This window comes from Curtobacterium sp. DN_7.5 (genome assembly GCF_022655355.1).
Classification (GTDB): Bacteria; Actinomycetota; Actinomycetes; order Actinomycetales; family Microbacteriaceae; genus Curtobacterium; species Curtobacterium luteum.
The window spans coordinates 2,859,730-2,885,707 of sequence record NZ_CP093378.1; the positions used below are offsets into that span (position 1 = coordinate 2,859,730).

Genomic DNA, 25,978 nt, shown 5'->3' on the forward strand with positions numbered 1-25,978 from the left:
CCGGGCTAGCGTGGCCGCCATGATCGGCACCCTCGACGTCGTCGTCCTCGATTGCCCCGACCCCCGTGCCCTGGCGCGCTTCTACGTCGGGCTCCTCGGCGGCGAGATCGTCGCCTTCGACGAGGACTGGGCGGAGATCGCCCTCCCGTTCACCGACCACCGGCCGATCCTCGCGTTCCAGCAGGTGGCGGACTACCGCGCTCCGGAGTGGCCCGGGCAGGACGTCCCGCAGCAGAGCCACCTCGACGTGAAGGTCGACGACCTCGACGTGGGCGAGGCGGCCGTCCTGGCGATCGGCGCGACGGCGACGGGTTCGGGGACGGACACCTTCCGGGTGTACCTCGACCCGGCAGGGCACCCCTTCTGCCTCATCCGCCCGAACGACTGACCGGGTCGGTCGCGAGCCGGGCGTAGACGCAGAGGTCGTGGCGGACGCCGTCGATCGGGTACGCCTCTCGCAGGGTGCCCTCGAGGGTGAACCCGAGCCGTTCGGCAACAGCGCGGCTCGGCTGGTTGTCCGCAGCGGTCCGGATCTCGACACGGTGGACCCCGTCCGCGAACAGCTCCGCGACCAGCGCCCGGACGGCCCGGGTCATCACTCCGCGACCTCCCGCGCTCGACGCCAGCCAGTAGCCGACCTCGGCCTTCGCCGACGCGGGCGTGCACCGGGCGGCGAGCGCACCGACGACCGCCCCGTCGAGCACGATCGCCGTCGGGACACCGGAACCCTCGGCCCAGCCGGTGAGGCCCGGGGTGAGGTACGCACGGACGTCGTCGACCGTGAGACTCGGTCGAGCAAGCTCCTCCCACGGCCGCAGGTGGTCGAGGTCGTCCAGCACGAGGTCGCGGTAGGTCTCGGCCACGGAGTCGTCGGCGAGGACGAGCGTCACGTGCTCGTCGACGACGATCGGCAGCCGGACGGTCACGCTCCGGACTCCGACGGCGCCGTCGGTTCGGTGGCCGCCGTCGGCTCGGTGGCCAGACCGTCGACGACCTGGACGTGCGGTAGCCCCGCGAGGACGGCGCCGGGCAGGAACAGCTTCGCGCCACGGACTCCGGCGCCGATGACGACCTCGGGAGCGTGCTGCACGCGGGCGTCCACGAAGACCGGCCACGACGACGGGAGACCGATCGGGGTGATGCCGCCGTACTCCATCCCGGTCAGTTCGACGGCCTGGTCCATCGGGGCGAAGCTCGCCTTGCGGACGTCGAGGAGCTTCTTGACGACGCGGTTCACGTCGAGCCGGGTGTGCGCGAGCACGATGCACGCGGCGTAGCGGACGTCGTCCCCGCGCTTGCCCGCGACGACGATGCAGTTCGCGCCGCCTTCGACCGGGAAGCCGTAGGCCTCCGAGAACGCTGCCGTGTCCGCGAGGTCCGGGTCGATCGGGGCTGCTTCGATCCGCCCGAGGACGTCGGCGGGCAGCGCCACGAGGGCCTCGGCGACCGGGATCGCCAGCTGGCCGGAGGCGACGAGGGCCGGGACGCGCTGCAGTGTCGGCATGGCTCCACCCTAGGGACCGGGGCCAGACTGGCACCCATGACCGCGCTCCGCCCCGTCGACCTCGCCACCTGGCCCCGCCGCGAGCACTTCGAGCACTACCGCGACCGGGTGCCGTGCACGTGGGAGATGACGGTCGAGCTCGACGTCACCGACTTCGCGGAGACGGTCAGGCGGACCGACCGTCGCACGTACGCCTCACAGCTGTGGGCGATCGCGTCGGTGGTGAACCGGCACGCCGAGTTCCGCATGCAGCTCCTCGAGGACGGCTCCCCCGCGGTCTGGGACGTCGTGCACCCGATGTTCACTGTGTTCCACCCGGACACCGAGACGTTCTCCGTGTTGTTCGTGCCGTACGACGACGACCCGGCACGGTTCCACGAGGCCGCCGTCACGACGATGGAGCGGTACCGGGACGACCACCGGATGTTCCCCCAGGTGGACCGTCCGGAGAACGTGTTCGACGTCTCGACGTTGCCCGGGGCGTCCTTCACCGGGTTCGCGCTGCACGTCAAGGACGGCTTCGACCACCTGCTGCCGATCTTCACGATCGGCCGGTACCGGTACGTCGAGGGGCGGACCCTCATGCCGATCGCGGTGCAGGTCAACCACGCGGCCGTGGACGGGTTCCACGGGTCGCGCCTGTTCGCCGAGCTCCAGACGACCTTCGCCGAGGCCGGCTGGCTCCGCGGCTGAGGGCCGAGCAGCAGCACCGGCGCACGGGTGCAGGCCGACGCGCCACGCGCCTCCCGTCCGGACGTCGCGCCGACCGGCCGTTGCCCGGCGCGCCGTCCGGGCGTCGCGTCGACCGGCCGTTGCCCCGGCGCGCCGACGTGCCGACGGGCCGACACGCCTCCGGGCCGACGCGCCCGCGGTCGCGAAACCCCGTCGGCAGCGCATCGTCCGGTCACGAGACGTCGCTCCACGTCGCCGCGCGCGACAGTACGTGACCGGCCCCGGACAACCGCGCGGGGAGTCGTGACCGCCCTCGCATCACCAAGAGCGGCCCACATCACCGAGACACGACCCGCATCACCGAGACGCGGACCGCACCAGCGAGCAGCAGCCGCCGCTCAGGCCCGCTCGTCGATCGACCGCGCTCCCGGCACGGGCGGCGCCGGGTCGTCGGCGGCCTCGGCGTCGTCCGCCCGAGCCCACTTCACCGTCCACCGCACCAGCGGCTGCACCCGCTCCCAGGCGTCGACGATGTCCGAGAGCGGACTCGTGAGGGGCAGGTGCGTGAGCGCTGCGTAGTGCTGCATCCGGAGCAGGTCGATGCGCGGGTGGTCGGCGTCGTAGCCGCGCGGGGCGGTCTTGAGCGGCGGACCGGCGAGCTCGAACCCGGCGTCGACGAGGTCGTCGAGCACCCGCTGCAGCGCGGCGGCGGCCTGCGGGTGCTCGTCGATCGCGGTGCGCGCGGCGGTGAGCTGGGCACGGGAGGGGGTGTAGAGCCCGCCGCCGGCCTGGATACCGTCCGCACCGGCGCTGAGGTAGACCCCGCCCGCGGTCAGGCCGGTGTCCTCCCGGTAGGGCCGCTTGTCCGGGGTGAACCGGAGATCCCGGTGTTGCCGGAGCACGCGTCCGGAACCGTAGCGCTGTTCGGCTTCCTCGAGCAGGGACTCCATCGGCGCCTCGACGTGGCGCTCCCACTCCTCGCGGTGGTCCTCGAACCAGGACTTCTCGTTGTGCTCGGCGAGTCCGCGGAAGAACGTGGCGAGCGCTGGGGTGAAGGGCCGGTCGGTCATGCCGGCCAGTGAACCGCCGCCGGCTGCGTCCGACCTCGCCTCCCGGGGTACGCGGGCGCCCACCGCCCGGGCAGCCGTTCGGAGGACCGTTAACCGATGCACCATGACGAATCCACGCCACCGACCGACTTCACCGCCCTGGCGGTCTCCCGCGCCCTCGACAACGTCGCCGACGGCGGCAAGCCCTTCGCCTGTCTCATCGTCCGTGACGGCGAGGTCGTCGTCGAGGCCGTGAACCACGTCGCCCAGACCGGCGACCCCACCGCCCACGCCGAGATCCGCGCGATCCGCGCCGCGGCCGAGCAGGGCATCACCGACCTCGGCGGGTACGAGGTCGTCGTCACCGCGTACCCGTGCCCGATGTGTCTCGGCGCCCTCTACTACGCACAGCCCGACCGCGTGGTCTACGCGGCCTCGCGGGAGCAGGAGGGCGAACACTACGAGGACGGCAACCGCCTGATGACCCTCGCGACCTTCTACGACGAGTACGCCAAGCCCGTCGAGGAGCGCGCGCTGCGCGCCGAGCAGGGCAGCGTCGAGGACCCGACCGCGCCGTTCCGCGCATGGAGCGCCCGGCACGCGGACTGACGCTCCGGACGCGACCGTGTGACGGTCTGGAGGCTCGGGGCGGGCTCGCACCGTGCCTCCCGTCCGGCGGTGCCAAGGTGGGTCCATGACCTCCGAGCAGCACGCGCGCTCCTTCGGCAGCGCGGTCGACGCCTACGAGCACGGGCGGCCGGGGTACCCGGCCGCAGTGGCCGACTGGCTGGTCCCGACGGGTGCGGAGCGACTCGTCGACGTGGGTGCGGGCACCGGCAAGTTCACCCGCACGCTGCTCGGACGCGGCGCCGAGGTGGTCGCCGTCGAGCCGGACCCGGCGATGCGGGCGCGTCTGGCCGCGCTGCTGCCCGACGTCCGCGCGGTGGACGGCACGGGCGAGGCGATGCCCCTGCCGGACCGCACGGCGGACGCGGTGACCTTCGCGCAGTCGTGGCACTGGGTCGACCCGGAGGGCGGTGTCGCGGAGGCGACCCGGGTCCTCCGTCCCGGTGGTGTGCTCGGACTGGTCTGGAACGTGCGGGACGAGTCCTCGGACTGGGCGCAGCGGCTCGGGGACGTCATCACCCGGCCCGAGGCCCAGCGGATGGCGTACGACGACGAGTCGGCCGTCGGAGGCCCGTTCCGCACCCGGGAGCACCGCGTGTTCGAGTGGGTGCACGAACAGGACCGGTCGGCGTTCCTCGACATGGTCCTGTCGCGCAGCTACGTCATCGTGTTGCCGGACGCCGAACGGGCCGAGCTGCGCCGGGCCGTCGAGGAGCTGCTCGACAGCCACCCGGAGACCGCCGGCAACGAGACCGTCCGGGTGCCGTACCGCACGCACGTGCACCGCTACGGGCTCCGGACGTAGCGAGGCCGACCCGGGCGGTACGCTCGGACGATGCGCGCGACCGTGCGGGAGGTGGCCGCCCTCGCCGGGGTGTCACCGAAGACCGTCTCCAACGTCGTCAACGGTGGGGTTCCCGTACGTCCGGCGACCCGTGCGCGCGTGGAGCAGGCGGTCGCCGAGCTCGGGTACGTCCCGAACCTCTCCGCGCGTGGGCTGCGGAACGGCCGCTCCGGCGTCATCGCGCTGACGCTGCCGGAGATGCGGAACCCCTACGCCGCCGAGCTCACCGAGTGGTTCGTCGAACTCGCGCGCGACCACGGCTGGGTGGTGCAGCTCGACCAGACCGCGAACGACCCGGACCGCGAGCGCGACCTCGTGTCCCGGGCGCGGGCGCACCTCGTCGACGGCCTCGTCCTCAACCCGGTCACCCTGAGCGCGAGCGTGCTGGCGTCGACCGAGGGCCTCCCGCCGACCGTCGTGATCGGGGAGGTCGAGCCCGAGCACGTCGACCAGGTGCACGTGGCGAGCCGTGCCGCGGCCGAGGAGGCGACGGCGTACCTCATCGCGTCCGGACACCGGCGGATCGCGATCGTCGGTGCCGCTGCGGAGGTCCGTGCGACCGCGACGAGCGAGCTCCGGGAACGCGGGTACGGCGACGCACTCGAGGCCGCGGGGCTGCCGGTCGAAGCGGCGCTCCGCGTGCCCCTCGACGACTGGTCCACGGCGACCGCGGCCCGGACGTTCGCCGCCTGGCTGGACCGCCACGACCTGCCCGACGCGGTGTTCGCGTTCACCGACTCGATCGCGTTCGGCGTGCTGCACGTGCTCGCGGCGCGTGGTGTCCGCGTGCCGGAGGACGTCAGCGTCATGGGGTTCGACGACATCGCCGCGGCGGCGTTCGCGATCCCCGCGCTCACGACGGTGGCGTTCGACCGCAAGACCCTGGCGGGGGCGGCGCTGCGGCTGCTCGCCCGGCGGATCGACGACCGGTCGGCACCGCCGGAGACGTTCGTGGTTCCGCACGAGATCGTCGAGCGCGCGAGCGTCGCCCCACGCTGACGGCCGCTGACCGGTCGCTGACGGCCGCTGACCGGTCGCTGACCGGTCGCGGGACCGGTCGCTGACCGGTCGCGGGACCGGTCGCTGGTCGGTCGCGGGACCGGAGCCGCGTACGCTCCGCCGCATGACGAGCGACGACGCGACGATGCCGACCTTCGTGGCCACCGTGCTGCAGTCCCCGGAACCCCTGCGGCTCGCCCGGTTCTCCGGCGCGCTCACGGGCTGGACCGTGCCCGAGGACGACCCGACCTGGGCGCGGGTGTGGCCGGCGGACGGGGCCGGGCTGTCGGTGCAGTACGACCCCGAGTACGTCGCCCCGGTGTGGCCGAGCGAGTCCGGCACGCAGAACATGCAGCTGCACCTGGACTTCCAGGTGGAGGACCTGCCCGGCGCCGTCGAGCGTGCCGTCGGCCTCGGTGCGCGCGAGGCTGCGTACCAGCCGCAGGACGACGTGCGGGTGCTGCTCGATCTCGACGGACACCCGTTCTGCCTGTTCCTGCCCGGCGTCTGACGCGCCACCGTGCCGACGCGCCACCGTGTCGGCGCGCCACCGTGTCGGCGCGCCACCGTGTCGGCGCGCCACCGTGCCGGCGCGCCACCGTGCCACCGTGCCGACGCGCCGCCGCGCCAACGCGCCGCCGCGTGGCCGGCCCGGGCGGCCAGGGCGGCTCAGTCCGTCGCGGCGAGCACGGCCTCACGCGTCCGCGGGTCGCCGAGGATCCGGAAGTGTCCACCGACCGGGAGCCGGACGTTGGTGGCCCCGGGGAGCTCGCTGCCCTCCGGGATGAGCGTGTCGAAGACGCCGTACACGGACGTGATCCGCGCGTTCACCTCGAGCTCCCGCCCCATCGCGGCGAGCACCGGGTCCGCGGCGCGGAACGCCCGGAGGTGCGGCACCGGCGCCAACCGGGCGAGCGAGGACCCGCCGAACGGCGTCGAGACGGCGACCATCCGGTCGATGCGGCGGTCGGGGTCGAGCGACGCCATCGCGTACTTCCCGATCAGCCCGCCCTTGCTGTGCGTGACGAGCAGCACCCCGCGGAGGTCGTGCTCGTCGAGGTGTGCCACGACCTCCCGTGCGGACGCCGGCACCGGGCGCACGTTGTGGCGCAGGACGGGCAGGACGTGCACGGGGTGTCCACGGTCGTGCAGCGCGTCCATGAGCGGCCGCATGAAGTGCCACGTCTCGTACACCCCGGGGATCACCACGACGGGTGGCCGGTCGCCGTCGCGGTAGTCGTCCGCCGTGGTCGGACCGAGGCTCTGCACCTGCCAGCGCACCGCGTAGAGCCAGTCCCGCGCGGCCCACGCTGCGCGTGTGGCCAGTCCGACGGGAGGCACGGCGCCCGCGGTCGACGTCGGTCCGGCTCCCGGGGTGGTCGCGTCGGTCACCGCGTCCCCTCCGCTCCCCCGAGGCGTTCCAGGGTCTCGACGCGACGGAACTCGGTCACGAGGTCGGCGAACGCGACGGGCTGGTGTTCCTGGACGTGGTGGCCGCCGGGGAGTTCGACGAGTGCGCCCCGGTCGGCGTGCGCGGCGACCCGGGCAGACCACCCGTGGCGGGCGATCGGGTCCCGCGTGCCACGGACGACGAGGGCCGGGACCGCGAGGGCGGCGACGCGCTCGAGCATCGGGTAGCGGAGCATCGGGTCGAGCTCCCGGAGGTACTGGCGCACGCTGCGGAGGTAGTCGGTCAGCACGACGGCGTTCATCCGCGGTCCCTCGACGAGGCAGTCCCGGCCGAGGCAGAGCGCCTGGTGCGGGAGCGTGCGGCGGCGGTCGTCCACCACCGGCCCGACGAGCACGACGGAGGACACGACGTCCGGGTGACGGAGCGCAGCCTCGACGGCGACCTGCGTCCCCATCGACTGCCCGGCGACGACCAGCTCCCCCGCTCCCCGCGACCGCACGGCCTCGACCACGAGGTCGGCGAGGACCTCCGCGTCGAGCGCACGACCGGCGGCCGGCAGCCCGCCGAAGCCCGGCAGGTCCACCGACACGGTGCGGTGGACCCGGGCGAGGGCGCGCTGCGAGCGGTCGAACGAGCGGTGCGACATGCCGATGCCGTGCACGAGGACCACGGTCGGCGCGACCGGGTCGTGCAACCGCCCGGCGGGGGCCAGCGTCCGGAGCCGCACGGGCAGCCCACCGACCGACACCGTCTCGACCCGCGCACGCACGGGATGGACGCTACCCGCGGCTCCACAGTGCGGCTCCAGCCTCGTCATCACCCACGCATAGCCACGCGGTGTGCACTCGTCCCCATGAACGACACCACCCCGACGACCCCGTCGACCACGGCGCACCTGCCGACGCAGCAGGCAGCGCAGCCGCCGGCGCAGTACCCCGCCGCTCCGGGCGGCTGGGGTGCCGCCCCCGCCGCGGCCCCGAGCGGCTGGGACGACGCACCGGCCGCGGACCACACCCCCGCCACGGACCCCTCCGCCGCCGGTGGCCGCGGGGCTGCCGCGGACCCGTACGCCGCCGAGTGGAACACCGCGCAGCAGACGCCGACGCCCTGGTACGGCACGGCTGCCGGCCCCGGCGCGACGAAGCCCCGTCCGCCGTGGTTCTGGCCGGTCGTGGCCGGCGCGGTCGGGGTCGCCGCGCTCCTCGCGGGCGGCGGCATCGGGTACGCGATCGGCCACGGCATCAGCGGCCAGCAGACCCAGGGCACCTCGCAGTTCCCCGGCCGCGGCTCGAACGGCTTCCCCGGGTACGGCAGCGGCTCCGGCCAGTACCCCGGCGGCAGCACCCAGGGCGGGACCGGCACCCAGGGCGGGACCGGCACCGACGGCGGGTCTGGTAGCTGAGCCGCAGTCCCGCTACGCTCCGGCCATGCGGAAGGTCACCTCGGGTCTCCTCACCTCGGTCGACGGCGTCGTCGACGAGCCCTACAAGTTCCAGCACGACAGCTTCGACGAGGAACTCGGCGCGGGCATGACGGCGTTCATGTCCCGCACCGACACCGTGCTGCTCGGCCGGAACAGCTACCTGGAGTGGGCGGAGTGGTGGCCGGCGCACGCCGACGACCCGTTCGGCCAGTGGATCAACCCGATGCCGAAGTACGTGGCCTCGACCAGCCTCGTGGACGACCTGGCGTGGGAGAACAGCACCAGGATCACCGGCGACCTCGACGACTTCGTCCGCGACCTCAAGCAGCAGGACGGCGGCGACATCGCGGTCACGGGCAGCATCTCGGTCGTCCGACACCTGCTCTTCGCCGGGCTGCTCGACGAACTCCAGCTCATGATCCACCCCGTGATCGCCGGACCCGGTCGGCGGCTCTTCGAGACGACCGACCCGCCCACGCGGCTGACGCTGGTCAGCAGCACCGTGACGAGCAAGGGGAACGTCCTGAACACCTACGCGCGGCGAGACGCCTGACGGGGTCGACCCGCGCCTCCAGGCCGTGACGGTCAGCGGAGGGTGCGGAGCGCGCGTACCCTCGGAGGCGACCATCCGCCGTCCGAGGAAACCAGGGAGCACATGCCGCAGGACACCCGCCCACACGTCGTCATCGTCGGTGGAGGCTTCGCCGGCATCGCGGCCATGCGGGAGCTCGCGGACACCGACGTCCGGGTCACGCTCGTCGACCGCCACGTCTACAACATGTTCCAGCCCCTCATGTACCAGGTGGCGACCGGCGGGCTGAACGCCGGGGACGTGACGTACTTCCTGCGCAGCCTCCGGGCGAAGCAGTCCAACGCGGACTTCCGGCACGGCCTGCTCACGGGCATCCGTACCGACGAGCGCATCGCCGAGATGAGCGACGGGGAGCACCTGCACTACGACTGGCTCGTCCTCGCGAACGGCGTGAACACGAGCTACTTCGGCACCCCCGGCGCGTACGAGTACGCGTACTCGATGTACTCGCGGTCCCAGGCCCTGCGGATCCGGGACGAGCTGTTCACCCGGCTCGAGGAAGCAGCAGCCAACCAGGGCCCGGACGAGATCAAGATCGTGATCGTCGGCGGCGGGGCGACCGGCGTCGAGATGGCCGGCGCGCTCGCCGAGCTGCGGGACCAGGCGCTCGTCGGCGCCTACCCCGAGATCGAACGCGGCAACATCTCGATCACGCTCGTGCACCGGAGCGGGGAGCTCCTCAAGCCGTTCGCGCCCCGCCTGCGCCGGTACGCCGCGCGGATCCTCCGGAAGCGCGGGGTCGTGCTGCGGCTGAACACCGGCGTCGCCGAGGTCCGGCCGGACGGCGTCGTGACCGCCGACGGCGAGTTCATCCCGGCCTCGCAGGTCATCTGGGCCACCGGCGTCGCCGCACACAAGGAGGTCTCGGGCTGGGGCCTGCCGCAGACCCACGGCGGACGCATCCAGGTGAACGACGACCTCAGCGTGAAGGGGGTCGACCGGATCTTCTCCGCCGGCGACATCGCTGCGCAGGACGACGCGCTCGCCCAGCTCGCGCAGCCCGCGCTGCAGGGCGGTCGGCACGTGGCGAAGCAGATCAAGCGCCTGCTCCACGGGAAGTCGACCGAGCACTTCACGTACTTCGACAAGGGCACGATGGCGACGATCGGCACGAACGCCGCGGTCGCCCAGCTCCGCGGCGGGATCACGATGGTCGGCCCCGTGGCGTGGGCCGCGTGGGTGGCCGTGCACATCGCGTCGCTGCTCGGCAACGGCAACCGGCTGTCGACGCTGTCGCACTTCTTCGTGCGGTACCTGTGGTTCATGCGGAAGCGGGCGATCCCGATCGTCGGCGACGTCCGGCCCGTGCGGCCGAACGGGGACCGCGAGCCCGAGCCCTGGCAGATGCAGAAGGCCGAGTAGGCGGGCGCGGCGGGCGCGGTGTCGGCCGGTCGGCGTTGGCCGTCGCTGGCCGTCGCTGGCCGTCGCTGGCCGTCGCTGGCCGTCGCGATACGACCCTGCCGCTGTCGTACGACAGCGGCAGGGTCGTTCCGTGCCCGCCGGGACGGCCCGCGCGTGCAACTGACGACAGGGCCGTCGTCGTACGACGACGGCCCTGACGTCCCGCAGCGGCGCACCCGCCCGACGGTCCGCCAGCGGCGCGACCCCACACCGGACGGGAGGCACGGTGCCGACCCGCCCCGCGCCTCCCGTCCGGGCAGGACGACTTCCTCGCCATGTTCGCCGTGCCGATCGAACGGGCCCCGGCCGACACCGCCCCGTTCGACCTGGTGCGCTCGGCACTCCACGCCGCGGGCACGTACTTCGACCGTGACGAGCGACCGTTCTCGCGGGCCCGACAGACGATCATCGAGGCCGACCCCGCCCTCCAGGAACGGGAACTCGGCAAGCTCGCGACCCTGAAGATCCACCTGGGTGCCCTGCTACGCGACCGCGGCGTGCCCGAACCCGCCGCGACGATCGCGGCCGAGACCGCCGTGACGGTCTTCCACCTGACGTTCCAGCGGTGGATCGCGCCGGGCGAGGAGCGCTCGTTCGAGGACATCGCCGCCGAGCGGCTCGACGCCCTGGCATCCCTCGTGCACCCCGTTCGTTGAGCGTCCTCATACCTCGGGCGAGCATCCTGTAACGATCAGGTCACGGTCCGCGCGCGGTCCGGGCAGCAGAACGATCTCGCAGGAGGCGACGTGGCGACCACCACGATCTCGCCGGAGCGGACCCGCAGCACCTCCGCACCGGCCAGCACCGACGGCAGCCACGTAGGCACCGAGCAGCGCGGCATGCGTGGCGGCGGCACGACCCCACCGCCGCCGCTGACGAACCGCGCCCCGGCGCTCGACGGCCTCCGCACGATCGCGATCCTCGCCGTGATCCTCTACCACCTGCACGTCGCCCACTTCGACGGGGGCTTCATCGGTGTGACGGTGTTCTTCGTGCTCTCCGGCTTCCTCATCACGACGCTGCTGCTCGGCGAGCACCGGAACACCGGACGCATCCGCCTCGGCGCGTTCTGGGGCAAGCGCGTGCTGCGGCTCTACCCGGCGCTCATCGCGTTCGTGCTCGTGGGCCTCGCGCTCTGGAACTGGGTCGGCGACTACAAGGGCGCCACGTTCTCCGCGGGTGAGGCCGCGTTCATCGCGCTGAGCTACACGGGCAACCTGTTCCGTTCGTTCTGGGACACCACGCAGGGCGTCTTCGCGCACACGTGGAGCCTGTCGATGGAGGAGCAGTTCTACCTCGTCTGGCCGCCCGTGCTCGTGCTCCTCTTCGCGATCCGCTCGCGTCGCCGCTGGCTGATGGCCGGCCTCGGTGTCGTCATCGTCGGCGCGGCCGTCGCGTCGTACCTGAGCTACGAGAAGCCGAACGGCGGCGCGACACCCGACGTGTACTTCTCCCCCGTCCTCGGTGTCGTCCCCCTGGCCACCGGCTGCCTCCTCGCCCTGCTGCTCGACGACGGGCGGGTCCGCCGCGTCGCCGCGGGCATCGCCGGACGCGTCGCCACGTGGGCCGGTCTCGCGCTCCTCGTCGGCATCCTCCTCTGGATCGACGGCGACTGGACGCAGCACGCGTCGACCTTCGGCGTGGTCCTCCCGGTGACCGGCCTCGTGTCGGCCGTGCTGATCGGCGGGCTCGTGTCCGTCCGCACCCCGGTGTCGGCGACGCTCGCGTGGACGCCGGTGTCGTGGTTCGGCCGACGCGTGTCGTACTCGGCGTACCTCTGGCACCCGCTCGTCATCGCGCTCCTCGGCACCTTCGCGGTCGGCGCGTGGGGCAACGTCTGGCTCGTCGGCGCAGCACTCCTCGTGGCGGTCGGTGCCGCCTACGCCGTCGAGGTCCCGGTCGAGAAGGCCCGGAAGCGCATCCGCGAGGCCAAGCGGCTCGTCGCCGCCGACCGCGCCGCGCGCGAGCACGCGACGACCTAGGGACCGCACAGCGGCCGTCGGCCGTGACCGCGCACCGGACGGGAGGCCCGTGGCGGACCCGCCACGGGCCTCCCGTCCGTGTCGTGGTTGCGTCCGCGTCGCGGTTGCGTCCGGGTCGCGCGCGTTCCGCTGACCCGGTGCCCGCGGGGTCGACGATCCGTAGGCTCGCACCGTGACCACGGAGCGTGTCGACGTCCTCGTCGTCGGCGGCGGCCCCGTCGGCCTGTTCGTCGCGGCCCTGCTCGCCGACCGCGGGCTCGACGTCGTGGTCTGGGAACGCCGGACGGACCAGCCGAACGGATCGCGGGCGATCGGCATCCACCCGCCGTCCCTCGACGCCTTCGCGGCGATCGGCCTCGACCGGGCGGTCCTCGCGGAGGCCGTGCTCGTCCGGACGGGAGTCGCCCGGAGTCGCGGCCGGGTCCTCGGCTCGCTGTCCTTCGCCGGTGCGTCCCCCACGCACCCGTACGTGGCGACGCTCGACCAGCACCGCACGGAGGCACTGCTCCGCGACCGCCTGCCGACCGGGGTGCTGCGGACCGGCACGGAGCTGACCGGGCTGCGACAGGACGCGTCGGGCGTGCTCGCCGTGGGCACGGACGCGGACGGCAGCGCACGGTCTGTCGAGGCCGGGTTCGTCATCGGAGCCGACGGCGGCCGGAGCGTCGTCCGGTCGCTGCTCGGGATCGCGACGCACGGCCGGGACTACCGCCACCGGTACGTCATGGGCGACTTCGCCGATCCGGAGGACCCCACCGCACGATCGGCGGCGCTCGTCGACGTCGGGCCGGACGGGGTCGTCGAGTCGTTCCCGCTGCCGGGAGGACGACGGCGGTACGTGGCGTTCGTCCCGGCAGCGGACGGCGACGCCGTGGAGTGGTCGCCCGCCGACGCACTCGCGGCCCGACTCGCCACGATCGTCACCGAGCGGACCGGGGCGACGCCGGACCCGGCGACCTGCACGATGACGAGCGCGTTCGGGGTCCGCCGTCGCGAGGCGGCGCGGACCGGGGTCGGACGCGTCGTGCTCGTCGGGGACGCGGCGCACGAGATCAGTCCGATCGGCGGTCAGGGGATGAACCTCGGGTGGCTCGACGCGGTCGGGCTCGTCCCCGTCCTCGCGGACGCGCTGGCCGGCGGACGAGGGACCCAGGGGTCGCGGACGGCATGGGCACGGCACCGTGTGGCAGCGGCACGGCGGGCGGCCCGGCAGGCGGAGGTCAACATGGCGCTCGGCCTCCCGGCCGGGCGGCTCGCGTCGGCCGGCCGGGAGACGTTGCTCCGGACAGCGTTGGCGCTCCCCACGGCATCGGCGCTCGCGCGGCTCTACGCGATGCGGTGGGCCTGAGCGGCTGCTCGCGGTGCGGGGCCGGGGCCACGAGCGGGGCCGGAGCCGCTGGTGCGGCCGGCGCGACCGCGACTGGCGCGACCCGGGCGGCCGGCGCGACCAGGGCGGCCCGCGCGACCGTGACCGGCGCGGCCCGCGCGACCGCCGCTCCCTCGGGTCATGCGACGAGCCGGGTGCCCGCGACGGCGAGCTCGACGACGAGCACGAGCGATGCCGCGATGACGAGCCGGAAGAGCGTCCGGGTGGGACGACCGGCGAACACGAGCCGCACGCCGACCACAGCCGACACCGCCACGACGACCGTCCCCGCCACGGCCAGCACGACCGCGGACCCGCGTGCAGGACCTGGCCCGCCGAGCTGCCCGCCGAGCACGAGCGCCGCCGCGACGACGAGCGCCCCGAAGGCGAGGACCCCGGCCCCGCGCAGCCCCAGTCGGTGCGGGAAGCCCCGGACACCGGTCGCCGCGTCGTCGAGGAGGTCCGGCAGGACGTTCGTGCAGTGGATCGCGACGCCGAACACCGCGCCGGTCGCGATCGCCCACCACGCCGGCCACCACCCCGCACCCCCGGCCGACACCGCGACGACGGGCAGCAGCCCGAACGCGACGACGAACGGCACCACCGACCACACCGTCCGCTTCAGTCCCGCGTCGTACGCCCACCCGGCGCCGACGAGCACCACGTGCGCGATGCCGGCGACCGGTCCGAGCGGGACCGACAGGGCGACGGCCGCCGCCGCGGTGACCAGCGCCGCGCACCGGACGGTGCCGACGGCGATCCGCCCCTGCGCGACCGGCTTGTCCGTGCGGCCGACGGCACGGTCGCGGTCGGCGTCGATCCAGTCGTTGGCGAGTCCGATCGAGAGCTGCCCGACGACGACGGCGAGCGCGACGAGGACGACGAGCCACACCGGGTGCCCGACGGCCGCGGCGATCACGGTCGCGAGGACCGTCACCGTCACGGTCGGGCCGGGGTGCGACGACGCGAACAGCAGCCGCGCGGTCGAGGGGTGGCTCACCCCGCCGAGCGTACCGAGGGTCGACTGCGCGCCGCGCTACGACGACCGCGGAGCGCCCCGGACGCGAGCGCGATCCCGAGCAGGACGACGAGCCCGCCGACCGGTTCGTTCCACCGCAGCGGCTCGCCGAGCACGACGACCCCGAGCGCCACGCCGACGACCGGCGTCAGGTAGGTCACCGTCGAGGCCCGACCGGCGCCCCACGCCCCGACCAGTCGGGTGTTCCACGCGTAGGCGAGCCCGGTGCCCACCGCGCCGAGCGCGACCATCGCGGCCACGATCCTCCAGTCCAGCCGCACCGGACCGGTCGCGATGACCGGCGCGACCAGGAGCATGAGGACGGCGGCCAGCGTCAGCTGGACGGTGGCCACGGTCGTCGGGTCCTGTCCGCTGCCCACACCGAACCGGCGCAGCCAGGCGAGCCCGATGCCGTAGGACGCGGTCATGCCCAGCAGTGCGACCTGGCCGGGGACGGTGGCGAGGACGGCCGGGTCGCCGACGAGGTCCCACGGCCCGACGAGCACGAGGACGCCCACGATCCCGAGCGCGACGCCACCGAGCTGCCGACGGCTGAGGCGTTCCGACGGCACGAGGACCGCGAGGGCGAGGAGCGTCATGATCGGGGTCGTCGCGTTGTAGATGCTCGCGAGACCCGACGGCACCGTCTGCTCCGCCCAGGCCATGAGCGAGGACGGCACCGCGTTGAGGAACACCGCCACGACGAGCAGGTGTCCCCAGACCCGCGGCTCGCGGGGCCACTCCCGACGCGTCACGAGCAGCACCACGACGAGCGTCACCGCGCCGAGGACTGTGCGGACGGTGGCGACCTGCTGCGGCGCGAGACCCTCGAGTCCGATCTTCGCGAAGAAGAAGCTCGAGCCCCAGGTGAGGGCGACCAGGACGTAGAGGAGGGCGTTCACGAGGGCTAGCATCGACCACCACCGCACATGTGTCGAACGCATGTGCCTCATGCCGACATGAGGAGGACACATGACCGTCTCGATCCCCCAACTCCGGGCGTTCACCGCCACGGTCGACGCCGGTTCGTTCACCGGCGCGGCGGCCGTGCTCGGGATCGGGCAGTCCGCGGTGTCCCACGCGGTCGCGGGGCTCGAGCGCGAGGTCGGTGGCGCCGTCGTGCACCGGGGTGGCTCCGCCACCGCCACCCCGCTCGGGGAACGCCTGCTCGCGCACGCCCGCAGCGCGGTCGCCTCGATCGACGCCCTGGAGGCCGTGGTCACCCCCGCCACGGCGCGCGGCACCGTGCGACTCGCGGCGGTCCCCACCGTGTGCCAGGGGCTGCTCCCGCGGCTCCGCGAGCTCTGGGCCGTGACGCTGCCGGACGTCGACGTCCAGGTCTACGAGGGCGACGACGACGAGATGCCGGAGTGGCTCGAGGGCGGCACCGTCGACGCCGCCGTGCTCGTGGACCCGACGCCGGTGCCGACCGGGGCGGTCGTCGTCGCCCGGGACGAGATGGCCGCGGTCGTCCGGCGCGACCACCCGCTCGCGAGCCAGGAGGCGCTCACGCTCGACGACCTGCACGAGGACGGACTGGTCGCCGGCGGCGGCGGGTGCGAGGTGCAGATCCAGCGGCTGCACGAGCTCGACGGCCAGCCCTTCCGATGGGCACACCGCGTGCGCGAGATGAACACGATGTTCGGGATGATCCAGCGCGGCGAGGGCGTCTCGATCGTCCCGACCCTCGGGCGTGGGATGCTGCCGGACGACCTCGTGATGCTGCCGCTCGAACGACGGTTGACCCGGACGCTCGTGCTGAGCGGGCCGTCCTCGCGGCCGTGGCACCCGTTGGCGCAGGCGCTCGTCGACGCGGTGGGGTGACCGGGAGCACAGCCCGCGCGCTGTGACCGGAACCACGGTCGAGCGGCAGGATGGACCGATGGCCGAGACGTTCGTGAAGACCTTCACCGACCCCGACGAGGCGACCGCCGAGGCCGCCGGGCTCGCGTGGCTCGCCGAGGCCGAGGTCACCGGCGGCACCCGCACCGCCCGCGTCCTCGCGCACCCGGAGCCGCGGGTGCTGCACCTCGAGCAGATCAGCGACGGCGCCCCGACGACCGCGCAGGCCGAGCGCTTCGGCCGCTCGCTCGCCCACACGCACGCGGCCGGTGCGGCGCACTGGGGTGCACCCTCGCCGGGGTTCCCGTCCCCGGGCGCGCTGCGGATGGGACGGTCGCGGACCGCGTTCGTGTCGGCGGCGGACGCGCCCGACACCTGGGGCGAGTTCTTCGCGGAGTACCGGATCCGCGACTACGTGCACCGGATCGTCGACGCGGGCGGCTTCGACGGGTCCGAGGCGGCGGTCTTCGAGCGTGTGGCCGAGCGGCTCGAGGACGGCGAGTTCGGCTCGCCACAGCCCGGACTCGTCGGGGACGGCCCCGCGCGGCTGCACGGGGACCTCTGGGCGGGGAACGTCCTGTGGCCGACGCCCGGGCAGCCGGTGGACGGGACGACCCCGACCGGCGCGGTGCTCATCGACGCGAACCCGCACGGCGGACACGCGGAGACGGACCTGGCGCTGCTCGGACTCTTCGGGCTGCCGCGGCTCGAGACCGTCCTCGCGGCCTACGACGAGGAGTCGCCGCTCGCGGACGGCTGGCAGGAGCGGGTCGAGCTCCACCAGCTCGCGCCGCTGCTGCTGCACGTGTTCCTGTTCGGCGGCTCGTACACGGGCGCCGCGCTCCGGGCGGCCCGCCGGTACGCCTGACCGGACCTCGCAGCGGGGCTGCCGCGCGCACAACCAAAGTCGGCTCGCACCACGGAAGATCGCGGTGCGGATCGACTTTGGTTGTGCGACACCGCGTCGCCCGCGCCGGTCCGCGTTCGGCGCGCCCGCCCGACCTCGCGGCGGAGGTCTTAGGGAGCACCAAGGCAGCGCATCGGTCCGTTCGGGGAACGCCCGGGAACCTCATCGTCATGACCACGTTCCCGACCCCCGTGACCGACCGTCGCGAGCGCGCACACCCGGAGGGGGCCACCGCCTCCCGGGACCGCCGCCCGCCCCTCGCCCGACTCTTCCTGGGCGAGCGCGAGGACGCCCGCTGGCTCCGGCCGGCGTTCTGGGCGCTCCTCGCCCTGACCGCCGTCGTGTACCTCTGGGACCTCAGCATCTCCGGGTACGCGAACAGCTTCTACGCCGCCGCTGTGCAGGCCGGCACGAAGTCGTGGGAGGCGTTCTTCTTCGGCTCCCTCGACTCGTCGAACTTCATCACGGTCGACAAGCCGCCGGCCTCGCTGTGGGTGATGGTGCTGTCCGCGCGGCTGTTCGGCTTCTCGTCGTTCAGCCTGCTCCTGCCCCAGGCGCTCATGGCCGTCGGGTCGGTCGCGCTCGTGTGGGGCACCGTCCGCCGCACCCTCGCCCGGCTCGGCGCCACGACCGCGAACGTCGGAGCGCTGCTGGCGGGCTTCGTCGTGGCGGCCACCCCGGCGGCCGCGCTCATGTTCCGCTTCGACAACCCGGACGCGCTGCTCGTGCTGCTCATGACCGCCGGTGCGTACTGCACCGTGCGGGCGCTCCCGCGCGGCAGCTGGAAGTGGATCGCGCTCGCAGGGGTCGCCCTCGGGTTCGCGTTCCTGACGAAGATGCTGCAGGGACTCCTCGTCCTGCCGGCGTTCGGCCTCGTGTACCTCGTCGCCGCGCGGACGAGCTGGGGGAAGCGGGCGATCGGCCTCGGCATCGCGGCGGTGTCGCTCGTGGTCTCCGCCGGGTGGTGGGTCGTCGCCGTGTGGCTCTGGCCCGCGGAGTCGCGCCCGTACATCGGCGGCTCGACGAACAACACCGTGCTCGACCTCGTGTTCGGCTACAACGGCCTCGGCCGGATCTTCGGCGGCTCGGGCAACGGCGGCGGCGGGATGGGCGGCGGGACCGCCGGGTCGTCGTTCGGCGGCTCGACCGGACTGGACCGGCTCTTCTCCTCCGAGATGGGCCTCGAGATCTCGTGGCTCCTGCCCGCGGCGCTGCTCGCGCTCGTCCTCGGCCTCGTGCTCGTCGGACGCCGGCACCTCGGCGACCCGGTCCGTGTCGGCCTCGTGCTGTGGGGCGGGTGGCTCGTCGTCACCGGGCTCGTCTTCTCGTACATGTCCGGCACGATCCACCCGTACTACACGGTCGCCCTCGCCCCGGCGATCGCGGGACTCGTCGGCACCGGCGGTGCCCTGATGTGGAGCGAGCGAGGGCGCGTCACCGCACGGCTCGGCCTCGCGGGCATGATCGGCATCACCGCCTCCTGGGGCTTCTGCCTCCTCAACGAGAACCCGACGTGGCTCCCCTGGCTCCGGTGGGTCGTGCTGATCGGCGGACTCCTGTCCACCGCGGCGATCCTCGTCGGCAACGTGCCCACGCTCCGGAAGCTCGTCACCGTGGGCGTCCTCGCCGGCACGCTCTTCGGACTGACCGGGACGACCGCATACGCCCTCGCCACGACGACCGTCGCGCACTCCGGTTCGATCCCGAGCGTCGGCCCGTCCGGGAGCAGCTCCGGCGGGATGGGTGGCGGTACCGGCGGCGGTCAGCCGGGAGGCACGGGAGGCCCCGGCGGATCGGCCTCCGGTTCCGAGAGCGACAGCTCCGACTCCTCGGACAGCTCCCAGCAGGGCCCCGGCGGCACGCCGCCCGGCGGCACCTCGGGCGAGGCCCCCGAGGGCACGACGGGCGAGGCCCCGTCGATCCCGGACGGCACGTCCGGCGACCAGGACGGCACCGGCACCCAGGAGGGATCCGACGGGGCGACCTCCGACGGCGAGTCGGGGACGGGCCTCCGGGCCGGTGGCGGCGCGATGGGCGGCGGAGGCGCGTCGACGTCGTCGGCACTGCAGAAGCTGCTCGAAGCGACCGACACCACCTGGGCAGCCGCGGTCGACGGTTCGCAGTCCGCCGCGCAGCTCGAACTGGACACCGACACGACCGTGATGGCGATCGGTGGCTGGTCGAGCGACCCGACGCCGACGCTCGCCGAGTTCAAGGCGTACGTCGCCGAGGGCAAGATCGCGTACTACATCTCCTCCGGGACCGGAGGCGGGATGGGCGGCGGCTCCTCCACCGCCTCGGCGATCCAGGAGTGGGTCGCGGCGAACTACAGCAGCACGACGGTCGGCGGGTCGACGGTCTACGACCTGAGCGCCACGAAGTGATGCACGACGAGGGCGCGGATAGGCTCGCCGACATGGCCGGCACCCCGCTGCAGCGCACGGACGGCACCCCCGTCCGCGTCCTCGTCGTCGACGACGAACACGCCCTCGCGGACGCCGTCGCCCTCGCGTTCGAGGGCGACGGCTGGGCCGTGCGCGCCGTGCACCGCGGACGGGACGTGCTCTTCGCCGCGCGGGAGTTCCAGCCGGACGTCATCGTGCTCGACGTGATGCTGCCGGACATCGACGGCTTCGAGGTGCTCGAGCGCCTCCGGGACGCCCGGGACGACGTCCGCGTGCTCTTCCTCACCGCGCGGGACGCTCCGGAGGACCGACTCGCCGGACTCACGGGCGGCGGCGACGACTACCTGACGAAGCCCTTCGGGATCGCGGAGCTGCTCGTGCGGGCACGCATCCTGGCCCGGACCTCGGCTCGGGTCGCGGCAGCCGGACCCGCGGGGCTGGTCGTCGGCGACCTCCACCTCGACGAGGACGCCCGCACGGTCGTCCGGGGCGGTGCGGCGCTCGACCTCACCCCGACCGAGTACGAGCTGCTGCGGTACCTGGCGCGGAACGCGAACCGGGTACTGTCGCGGGAGCACATCCTCGCCAGTGTCTGGGGCATGGACTTCGGGGCGTCGTCGAACCTCGTCGACATGTACGTGTCGTACCTGCGGAAGAAGCTCGACGCCGGCCGCGAGCCGATGCTGCAGACCGTGCGCGGGGCCGGGTACGTGCTCCGCCCGACGTCGTGAGGCGGGTGGGGTCCGGGCGGGGCCGGGCAGGGGCCGAGGCCGGGGCCCGGGCGGGGGCCGAGGCCGGGGCCGGTCGGGTCGGGAGCGGCCGGGCGCCGTCGCTCCGGTGGCGGATCGTCGGGGCGGTGGCGCTGCTGCTCGTCGTGACCAACGTCGTGGTGGGGGCCGTGACCGTGGTGGCGTTCCGGGAGTACCTGGTCGGGCGGTTGGACGCGGAGCTGGCGACCGCCGCCGGTCGGGTGGTCGGCGACGGAGGCGCGCCGCCGTCCGGGTCGTCGGGGTCCGGGTCGTCGGGGTCCGGGTCGTCGGGGTCCGGGTCGTCGGGGTCCGGGTCGTCGGGGTCCGGGTCCGGGTCGTCGGGGTCCGGGTCGTCGGGGTCCGGGTCGTCGTCCGACGGGCCGGACCCGGACAACCGGTTCATCGGGGTGCCCGGGCAGGCGGCGGGCACCGTCGTGGCCGTGTTCCGGTCCGGGTCCACGGCGCTCGCCGGGTACACCGACAGCGAGGGCCGGCAACACGGCCTCACGACCGCCCAGCGACGCACCCTGGCCGCCATCGACCACGACGGCAGCCCGGTGACGGTCCGACTCGGTTCGCTCGGCAGCTACCGGGCGCAGGCGGTGGGCAACGGCGACGACGTGTACGTCACCGCGTTGCCGCTGGGATCCCTCGACGCGACGATCGTGCGACTCGCGGTCGTGTTCGGCGGCGTCACGCTGCTCGGGCTCGCGGTCGCGGCCTGGGCCCTCGCCCTGACGGTCCGCCGCGCGCTCCGACCGCTCGAGCGCGTCGCCGGGGTGGCGTCCGACGTCGCCGCCCTCGACCTCGAACGCGGGGACACCGACATCACCGCCCGGGTCGCGACGTCGGACCTCACCGCGAACCGTGAGGTCGGGCAGGTCGGCACCGCTCTGAACCGACTCCTCGGGCACGTCGGCCGCGCCCTGACCGTCCGACGGGAGGTCGAGGCGGGCATGCGCACCTTCGTCGCGGACGCCTCGCACGAGCTCCGCACGCCGATCGCCACCGTCCGCGCCTACGCCGAGCTCTCCGCGTCCTCGCACGACCTCCGAGCGGTGCACGCGAACGTCGATCGGATCGCGACCGAGGCCGTCCGGATGGGCGACCTCGTCGAGGAGCTCCTGCTGCTCGCGCGGCTCGACGCGCGGACCCTGGCCGGATCGGCGCCGCTCGTGGTCGAGGCGCTCGACCTGACCTCGATCGTGGTCGAGGCGACGATGGACGCACGCACCACGGCTCCCGGGCACCGCTGGACGCTCGAGGTCGACACCGAGCCGGTCACCGTCGACGGAGACGCCGGACAGCTGCGTCGCCTCGTGCGGAACCTCCTCGCCAACGCCGCCAGCCACACCCCGGACGGGACGGCCGTCGTGGTGTCCCTGCAGCGTGTCCGCGGGGACGGGCAGCAGATCGTGCGGCTGGTCGTCGCGAACGACGGGCCGCCCATCGACCCCGCGCTGCTGCCGACGCTCTTCGACCGCTTCACCCGGGGCGAGGCCTCGCGATCGCGGGAGCACGGCACGAGCGGCCTCGGGCTGGCGATCGTCCAGGCGGTCGCACAGGCGCACGGCGGGAGCGTCCGCGTGGTGTCCGGTCCGGGCCGGACGGCGTTCACGGTCGACCTCACGCACACCGCCCCGTCGGGTCCCTCGCCCGCGCAGTAGTCTGCCTGGACGAGGGAGGGCACCGTGCCGAACGACTACCGTCAGCTGCCGGGGCAGCCACGCGCCGAGGACTTCGTCGTCGAGGTCCCGGCGTTCGAGGACGACCGACCCCAGCCCGAGCCCGAGCCGCCCGCGGCAGCGCCGGAGCTCGTCGCCGCGACCCGGTTCGCCCAGTCGTCGCACGCGGCCCCGACGATCCGGCGGACGCAGTTGCGCGCCGGTCTGTGGATCGCGGGGGTGCCCATCGCCGTGCTCGTCGTGATCGGCGTGGTCCAGGTGGTCCTCGGCGCCACGGGTTGACCGTGGTCCTCGGCACCACGGGTTGACCTCGGGGCAGGCCGGTGCACCGATGCTCGGGCGCGGTCGCTCCAGGGGGCTTCGCGGCGGAGTGTCCCAGATGGGAGTGCACTGCGGCCGAGCGTCAGACGATCGTCCAACGTCGCGCCCGATCGCGTGCATCGGCACCGAGGCCGACGCAGGCTGGTTCCTGTCCGAGCAACACGACCTCCGGGTCACCGATGCGGAAGATGGGAAACGATCATGAACTCGTTCAAGCGCACGTCCCTCAAGCTCGCCACCGGCACCGCCATCACCGGCGCGGTCATCGCGGGCGCGTTCGTCGCCGCCCCGGCGCAGGCCGCGGAACCGGCGCCGAGCTCCTCGACGGCCGACGTCGGCGGGAGCGTGAACGTCAACCTCGACCCGGTCGCGATCGTCAACGCGATCGCCGACGCGGTCAACGACCAGAGCGACCGCGGCGGTGCCGTGCAGGCCGCGCTCGACGTCGGGTACTGGAACGCGGGGAACCCGGACCGCCTCACGGTCGCGGTCGTCAATAAGAACCAGGACATCACCGTCGAGGGCGACGTGGCCGACGCCCAGTCGATCGACATCAAGGGTGGCAACTACGTCATCTACTGGTTCAAGGGTGCCGGCAAGATCACCAACAACGGCGACGGCGGCTGGCTGAACTGGGGTGCGTTCGGGAACATCGAACGCATCGACAACGTCATCCACGTCAACGGCGGCTGACCCTCAGCCCCTGACGAGCACCCCCTGCGACCTCGGTCTCAGGGGGTGTCGTCGTCCGTGCGGGCAGCTGCGCCGAGCTCGGGCGGTCGTCGCGATCCCCCGGGGCCGTGGGCACGAGCGCGGATCCACCCCCGCACGAAGGCGACCGACACCAGGGCCGTCCGGTTCGGCGCCCTCCAGGTGCGCATCAGTCGCCCGAGGTGCCACGCGACGGCCTGACGGCTGTAGGACGTCTCGCTGGCGATCTGGTCGTTCGAGAGTCCCTGTGCGGCGAGCGCCAGCATCCGTTCCTCGGATTCGTCGAGCCCGGGCGCCCGAGCCACGAGCTCGATCTCGCCCGCATCGACCTCCGCCGGGGTGGTGCCCGCCACCCGTCCACGCTCCTGCGACCACGCCTCCGCCCAGCACGAGCCGAGCTCGTGGGCGACGAGGGACGCCCGGCTCATCGCGAGCATCGTGCGCGCCGCGCGGTCCGCCGGCCCCGCGTGGTCACGGACAGCCGTGTGCATCACGAGGGCGAAGACCCGGATCGCCGGCAGCGCCCCGCGGAGCACGACCGAGAGGTCCACCCGGGGGTCCTCGGCGCGGGCAGCAGCCACCCGCCGGAGCCGATCGAGGCTCCCCGGGTCGACCGGCTCACCACGTTCGACCGCGCGCAGGGCAGCGGGCAGGACGATCGGCACGATCTCGGTGTACCGCTCCCGGAGCCAGTCGTGCCCCTGGCGGCGGATGCCGTGCAGCGGGGGCTCGAGCAGGAGCGCCTCGAACTCCGCGCACCGCTCGTCGAGCGACAGACCCAACCGCTCACCGGGGAGCAGCATGGCCGGCCGCTGGGCGTCGTCGCGCTCGGTCGTCATCGTGGCTCGACCGTATCCGGACGACACCTGTCGTGTCCGGTCGTTCACCGGGAGTTCGTTCTTAGGGCCGCCACAGGGTCCTGCTGCGGTGCGCATGACCCCGCTGCCGAGTCTGATCGGCATGACGGAGACGAACCAGACCCTCGACATCGACATCGTCGTCCCCTGCTACAACGAGCAGGACACGCTCGCGACGCACGTCCGACGGCTGCACACCTTCTGCCGCACCTCGCTGCACCACACGTGGCGGATCACGATCGCGGACAACGCGTCGACCGACGACACCGCTCGCATCGCCGACGACCTGGCGGCCATGCTCCCGGAGGTCCGGGCGGTGCACCTGCCGCTCAAGGGACGCGGGCGGGCGCTCAAAGCGGTCTGGGGCGCGTCGGAGGCGCAGGTGCTCGTGTACGTGGACGAGGACCTGTCCACGGACCTCGCCGCCCTCGAACCGCTCGTCGCACCCCTGCTGTCGGGGCACTCCGACCTCGCGATCGGCACCCGACTCGCGGGCTCGTCGCGGGTGGTCCGCGGCGGGAAGCGCGAGTTCATCTCCCGCTCGTACAACCTGCTGCTCCGCACGACGATGGGGGTCGACTTCTCCGACGCGCAGTGCGGGTTCAAGGCCGTCACCCGCGAGGCCGCGCAGCACCTCCTGCCGCTCTGCGAGGACGACGCGTGGTTCTTCGACACCGAACTGCTCGTCCTGGCCGAGCACGCCGGACTCCGCGTGCACGAGGTCCCGGTCGACTGGGTCGACGACGTCAACTCGTCGGTGCACATCGCCTCGACCGCGACGGAGGACCTCAAGGGCATGTGGCGGGTGTCACGCGGGCTCGCCACCGGCCGCATCCCGATCGCGCCGGTCTACGACGCGATCGGCCGGCGCCCCTTCACCCCGCCGCACGTCGGGATCGTCGGGCAGGTCCTGCGCTTCGGCGCGATCGGGGTCCTGTCCACGATCGCGTTCGCGGTCCTGTACGCCCTGTTCCGGCCGGCGATCGGCGCGCAGACGGCGGACTTCCTCGCGCTCCTGCTCACCGCGATCGGGAACACCGCGCTCAACCGGCGCTTCACCTTCGGCGTGAAGGGCCGTGCGGGGGCGGGGATGCACCACGTGCAGGGGCTCGTCGTGTTCGGCATCGCGTGGGCGATCACGGCGGGGTCGCTCGTCGTCCTCCACGCCGCCACCCCGGGCGCCTCGCACGGCACGGAGATCGTCGTGCTCACGGGGGCGAACCTGCTCGCGACCCTGGTCCGGTTCGTGCTCTTCAAGGCCTGGGTGTTCCGCTCCCGGCGGCGTCCGGAGCTCATCCGGCCCGGCACGACCCCGGCGGCCGACGCGAGCACGGCCGCGGACACCGAGCCGATCCCGGTCGAGGAGCACCGCGCCGCCTGACGTCCCCGGTCCCACGCCCGAGCCCCTCGCACGGTGCGAGGGGCTCGCTCGACGGTGCGAGGTTCCACACACGGTGGGACGGTGACACCGTCCCACCGTGTGTGGAACCTCGCACCGTGCGGAGAACGCCGCGCGCCCACGCGCCACGCGCCGCGCGCCCACGCGCCGGGCCGGGCACGCCCGCCGGACCCGCGCCGCGCCTCCCGTCCGGCCGGTCTGTTGCGCCCGCGGT

28 protein-coding genes are annotated in these 25,978 nt (G+C 73.7%); 20 read left to right on the top strand and 8 right to left on the bottom strand.

All coding sequences use genetic code 11. From position 1 onward, the window contains the following. Positions 1–19 precede the first annotated feature (19 nt). A complete protein-coding gene (locus MON03_RS13210; RefSeq protein ID WP_031274178.1) occupies positions 20–388 on the top strand; it encodes a VOC family protein in 369 nt (122 codons plus the stop codon). Here the strand turns inward: MON03_RS13210 and MON03_RS13215 are convergent. Next, a complete protein-coding gene (locus tag MON03_RS13215) occupies positions 369–926 on the bottom strand; it encodes a GNAT family N-acetyltransferase (RefSeq protein ID WP_242088858.1) in 558 nt (185 codons plus the stop codon). The genes MON03_RS13210 and MON03_RS13215 overlap by 20 nt on opposite strands. Then, positions 923–1,504, bottom strand: coding sequence for a YbaK/EbsC family protein (locus MON03_RS13220; RefSeq protein WP_242088860.1), 582 nt, complete (start codon positions 1,502–1,504; stop codon positions 923–925). The genes MON03_RS13215 and MON03_RS13220 overlap by 4 nt, the downstream gene beginning before the upstream one ends. A 36-nt stretch (positions 1,505–1,540) precedes the next feature. On the opposite strand from MON03_RS13220, the gene MON03_RS13225 reads away from it, so the two are divergent. Further along, positions 1,541–2,197, top strand: coding sequence for a CatA-like O-acetyltransferase (locus MON03_RS13225; protein ID WP_242088862.1), 657 nt, complete (start codon positions 1,541–1,543; stop codon positions 2,195–2,197). A 377-nt stretch (positions 2,198–2,574) separates the two neighbouring features. Here MON03_RS13225 and MON03_RS13230 read toward each other — a convergent pair whose 3' ends face one another. After that, on the bottom strand, positions 2,575–3,246 hold the full coding sequence (locus MON03_RS13230) for a DUF2461 domain-containing protein (protein WP_242088864.1): 672 nt from the start codon (positions 3,244–3,246) through the stop codon (positions 2,575–2,577). 96 nt (positions 3,247–3,342) lie between these two features. On the opposite strand from MON03_RS13230, the gene MON03_RS13235 reads away from it, so the two are divergent. From MON03_RS13235 to MON03_RS13250, 4 genes are all read left to right on the top strand, one after another. Next, on the top strand, positions 3,343–3,834 hold the full coding sequence (locus MON03_RS13235) for a nucleoside deaminase (protein ID WP_022904780.1): 492 nt from the start codon (positions 3,343–3,345) through the stop codon (positions 3,832–3,834). Between the two features lie 85 nt (positions 3,835–3,919). Then, positions 3,920–4,657: a class I SAM-dependent methyltransferase gene (locus MON03_RS13240; RefSeq protein ID WP_242088866.1), complete on the top strand. Its 738-nt coding sequence runs from the start codon at positions 3,920–3,922 to the stop codon at positions 4,655–4,657. 30 nt (positions 4,658–4,687) lie between these two features. Then, a complete protein-coding gene (locus tag MON03_RS13245) occupies positions 4,688–5,695 on the top strand; it encodes a LacI family DNA-binding transcriptional regulator (RefSeq protein ID WP_242088869.1) in 1,008 nt (335 codons plus the stop codon). Between the two features lie 124 nt (positions 5,696–5,819). Next, entirely contained in the window at positions 5,820–6,206 is a 387-nt protein-coding gene (locus tag MON03_RS13250; RefSeq protein ID WP_242088871.1) for a VOC family protein, read from the top strand. 158 nt (positions 6,207–6,364) lie between these two features. Here the strand turns inward: MON03_RS13250 and MON03_RS13255 are convergent, their stop codons facing one another. Together MON03_RS13255 and MON03_RS13260 are read right to left on the bottom strand one after the other, a co-directional pair. Further along, a complete protein-coding gene (locus MON03_RS13255; RefSeq protein ID WP_350355055.1) occupies positions 6,365–7,087 on the bottom strand; it encodes an esterase/lipase family protein in 723 nt (240 codons plus the stop codon). Beyond that, the gene (locus tag MON03_RS13260; RefSeq protein WP_242088873.1) at positions 7,084–7,875 is read right to left on the bottom strand and encodes an alpha/beta fold hydrolase; all 792 of its coding nucleotides are present in this window, start codon (positions 7,873–7,875) and stop codon (positions 7,084–7,086) included. The genes MON03_RS13255 and MON03_RS13260 overlap by 4 nt, the downstream gene beginning before the upstream one ends. Positions 7,876–7,959: 84 nt before the next feature. On the opposite strand from MON03_RS13260, the gene MON03_RS13265 reads away from it, so the two are divergent. The 6 genes from MON03_RS13265 to MON03_RS13290 all read left to right on the top strand — a co-directional run bounded on the left by MON03_RS13265 (position 7,960) and on the right by MON03_RS13290 (position 13,852). Beyond that, complete coding sequence (locus MON03_RS13265) at positions 7,960–8,508, top strand: hypothetical protein (RefSeq protein WP_242088875.1); 549 nt, start codon at positions 7,960–7,962, stop codon at positions 8,506–8,508. 25 nt (positions 8,509–8,533) lie between these two features. Beyond that, on the top strand, positions 8,534–9,082 hold the full coding sequence (locus MON03_RS13270) for a dihydrofolate reductase family protein (RefSeq protein ID WP_242088877.1): 549 nt from the start codon (positions 8,534–8,536) through the stop codon (positions 9,080–9,082). A gap of 102 nt (positions 9,083–9,184) precedes the next feature. Beyond that, entirely contained in the window at positions 9,185–10,483 is a 1,299-nt protein-coding gene (locus MON03_RS13275) for an NAD(P)/FAD-dependent oxidoreductase (protein WP_022904772.1), read from the top strand. A gap of 323 nt (positions 10,484–10,806) precedes the next feature. After that, on the top strand, positions 10,807–11,178 hold the full coding sequence (locus MON03_RS13280) for an acyl-CoA-like ligand-binding transcription factor (protein WP_242088879.1): 372 nt from the start codon (positions 10,807–10,809) through the stop codon (positions 11,176–11,178). Between the two features lie 90 nt (positions 11,179–11,268). Then, positions 11,269–12,504 carry an acyltransferase family protein gene (locus MON03_RS13285; protein ID WP_242088881.1) on the top strand — a complete coding sequence of 412 codons (1,236 nt, stop codon included), beginning with the start codon at positions 11,269–11,271 and terminating at the stop codon, positions 12,502–12,504. 172 nt (positions 12,505–12,676) lie between these two features. Beyond that, positions 12,677–13,852: an FAD-dependent oxidoreductase gene (locus MON03_RS13290; protein ID WP_242088883.1), complete on the top strand. Its 1,176-nt coding sequence runs from the start codon at positions 12,677–12,679 to the stop codon at positions 13,850–13,852. Positions 13,853–14,009: 157 nt separating this feature from the next. Here MON03_RS13290 and MON03_RS13295 read toward each other — a convergent pair whose 3' ends face one another. Next, positions 14,010–14,870: a UbiA family prenyltransferase gene (locus MON03_RS13295; RefSeq protein ID WP_242088884.1), complete on the bottom strand. Its 861-nt coding sequence runs from the start codon at positions 14,868–14,870 to the stop codon at positions 14,010–14,012. Beyond that, positions 14,867–15,790 carry a DMT family transporter gene (locus MON03_RS13300; protein WP_242088886.1) on the bottom strand — a complete coding sequence of 308 codons (924 nt, stop codon included), beginning with the start codon at positions 15,788–15,790 and terminating at the stop codon, positions 14,867–14,869. The genes MON03_RS13295 and MON03_RS13300 overlap by 4 nt, the downstream gene beginning before the upstream one ends. A 70-nt stretch (positions 15,791–15,860) precedes the next feature. Here MON03_RS13300 and MON03_RS13305 point away from each other — a divergent pair, with 70 nt between their 5' ends. From MON03_RS13305 to MON03_RS13335, 7 genes are all read left to right on the top strand, one after another. After that, the gene (locus MON03_RS13305; protein WP_022905029.1) at positions 15,861–16,712 is read left to right on the top strand and encodes a LysR family transcriptional regulator; all 852 of its coding nucleotides are present in this window, start codon (positions 15,861–15,863) and stop codon (positions 16,710–16,712) included. Positions 16,713–16,770: 58 nt separating this feature from the next. After that, positions 16,771–17,598 carry a fructosamine kinase family protein gene (locus MON03_RS13310; protein WP_242088888.1) on the top strand — a complete coding sequence of 276 codons (828 nt, stop codon included), beginning with the start codon at positions 16,771–16,773 and terminating at the stop codon, positions 17,596–17,598. A gap of 209 nt (positions 17,599–17,807) precedes the next feature. Beyond that, on the top strand, positions 17,808–20,021 hold the full coding sequence (locus MON03_RS13315; RefSeq protein ID WP_242088890.1) for an ArnT family glycosyltransferase: 2,214 nt from the start codon (positions 17,808–17,810) through the stop codon (positions 20,019–20,021). A gap of 32 nt (positions 20,022–20,053) precedes the next feature. Next, on the top strand, positions 20,054–20,773 hold the full coding sequence (locus MON03_RS13320) for a response regulator transcription factor (protein ID WP_275577958.1): 720 nt from the start codon (positions 20,054–20,056) through the stop codon (positions 20,771–20,773). 125 nt (positions 20,774–20,898) lie between these two features. Then, a complete protein-coding gene (locus MON03_RS13325; RefSeq protein ID WP_242088892.1) occupies positions 20,899–22,458 on the top strand; it encodes a sensor histidine kinase in 1,560 nt (519 codons plus the stop codon). A gap of 24 nt (positions 22,459–22,482) precedes the next feature. After that, positions 22,483–22,758, top strand: a complete 276-nt coding sequence (locus MON03_RS13330) for a hypothetical protein (RefSeq protein ID WP_175328026.1) — start codon at positions 22,483–22,485, stop codon at positions 22,756–22,758. A gap of 240 nt (positions 22,759–22,998) precedes the next feature. After that, the gene (locus MON03_RS13335) at positions 22,999–23,490 is read left to right on the top strand and encodes a hypothetical protein (RefSeq protein ID WP_242088894.1); all 492 of its coding nucleotides are present in this window, start codon (positions 22,999–23,001) and stop codon (positions 23,488–23,490) included. A gap of 38 nt (positions 23,491–23,528) precedes the next feature. Here MON03_RS13335 and MON03_RS13340 read toward each other — a convergent pair whose 3' ends face one another. After that, positions 23,529–24,347: a helix-turn-helix transcriptional regulator gene (locus MON03_RS13340; protein WP_242088895.1), complete on the bottom strand. Its 819-nt coding sequence runs from the start codon at positions 24,345–24,347 to the stop codon at positions 23,529–23,531. Positions 24,348–24,468: 121 nt separating this feature from the next. Here MON03_RS13340 and MON03_RS13345 point away from each other — a divergent pair, with 121 nt between their 5' ends. Then, a complete protein-coding gene (locus MON03_RS13345; protein ID WP_242088898.1) occupies positions 24,469–25,746 on the top strand; it encodes a bifunctional glycosyltransferase family 2/GtrA family protein in 1,278 nt (425 codons plus the stop codon). Positions 25,747–25,978: the final 232 nt, after the last annotated feature.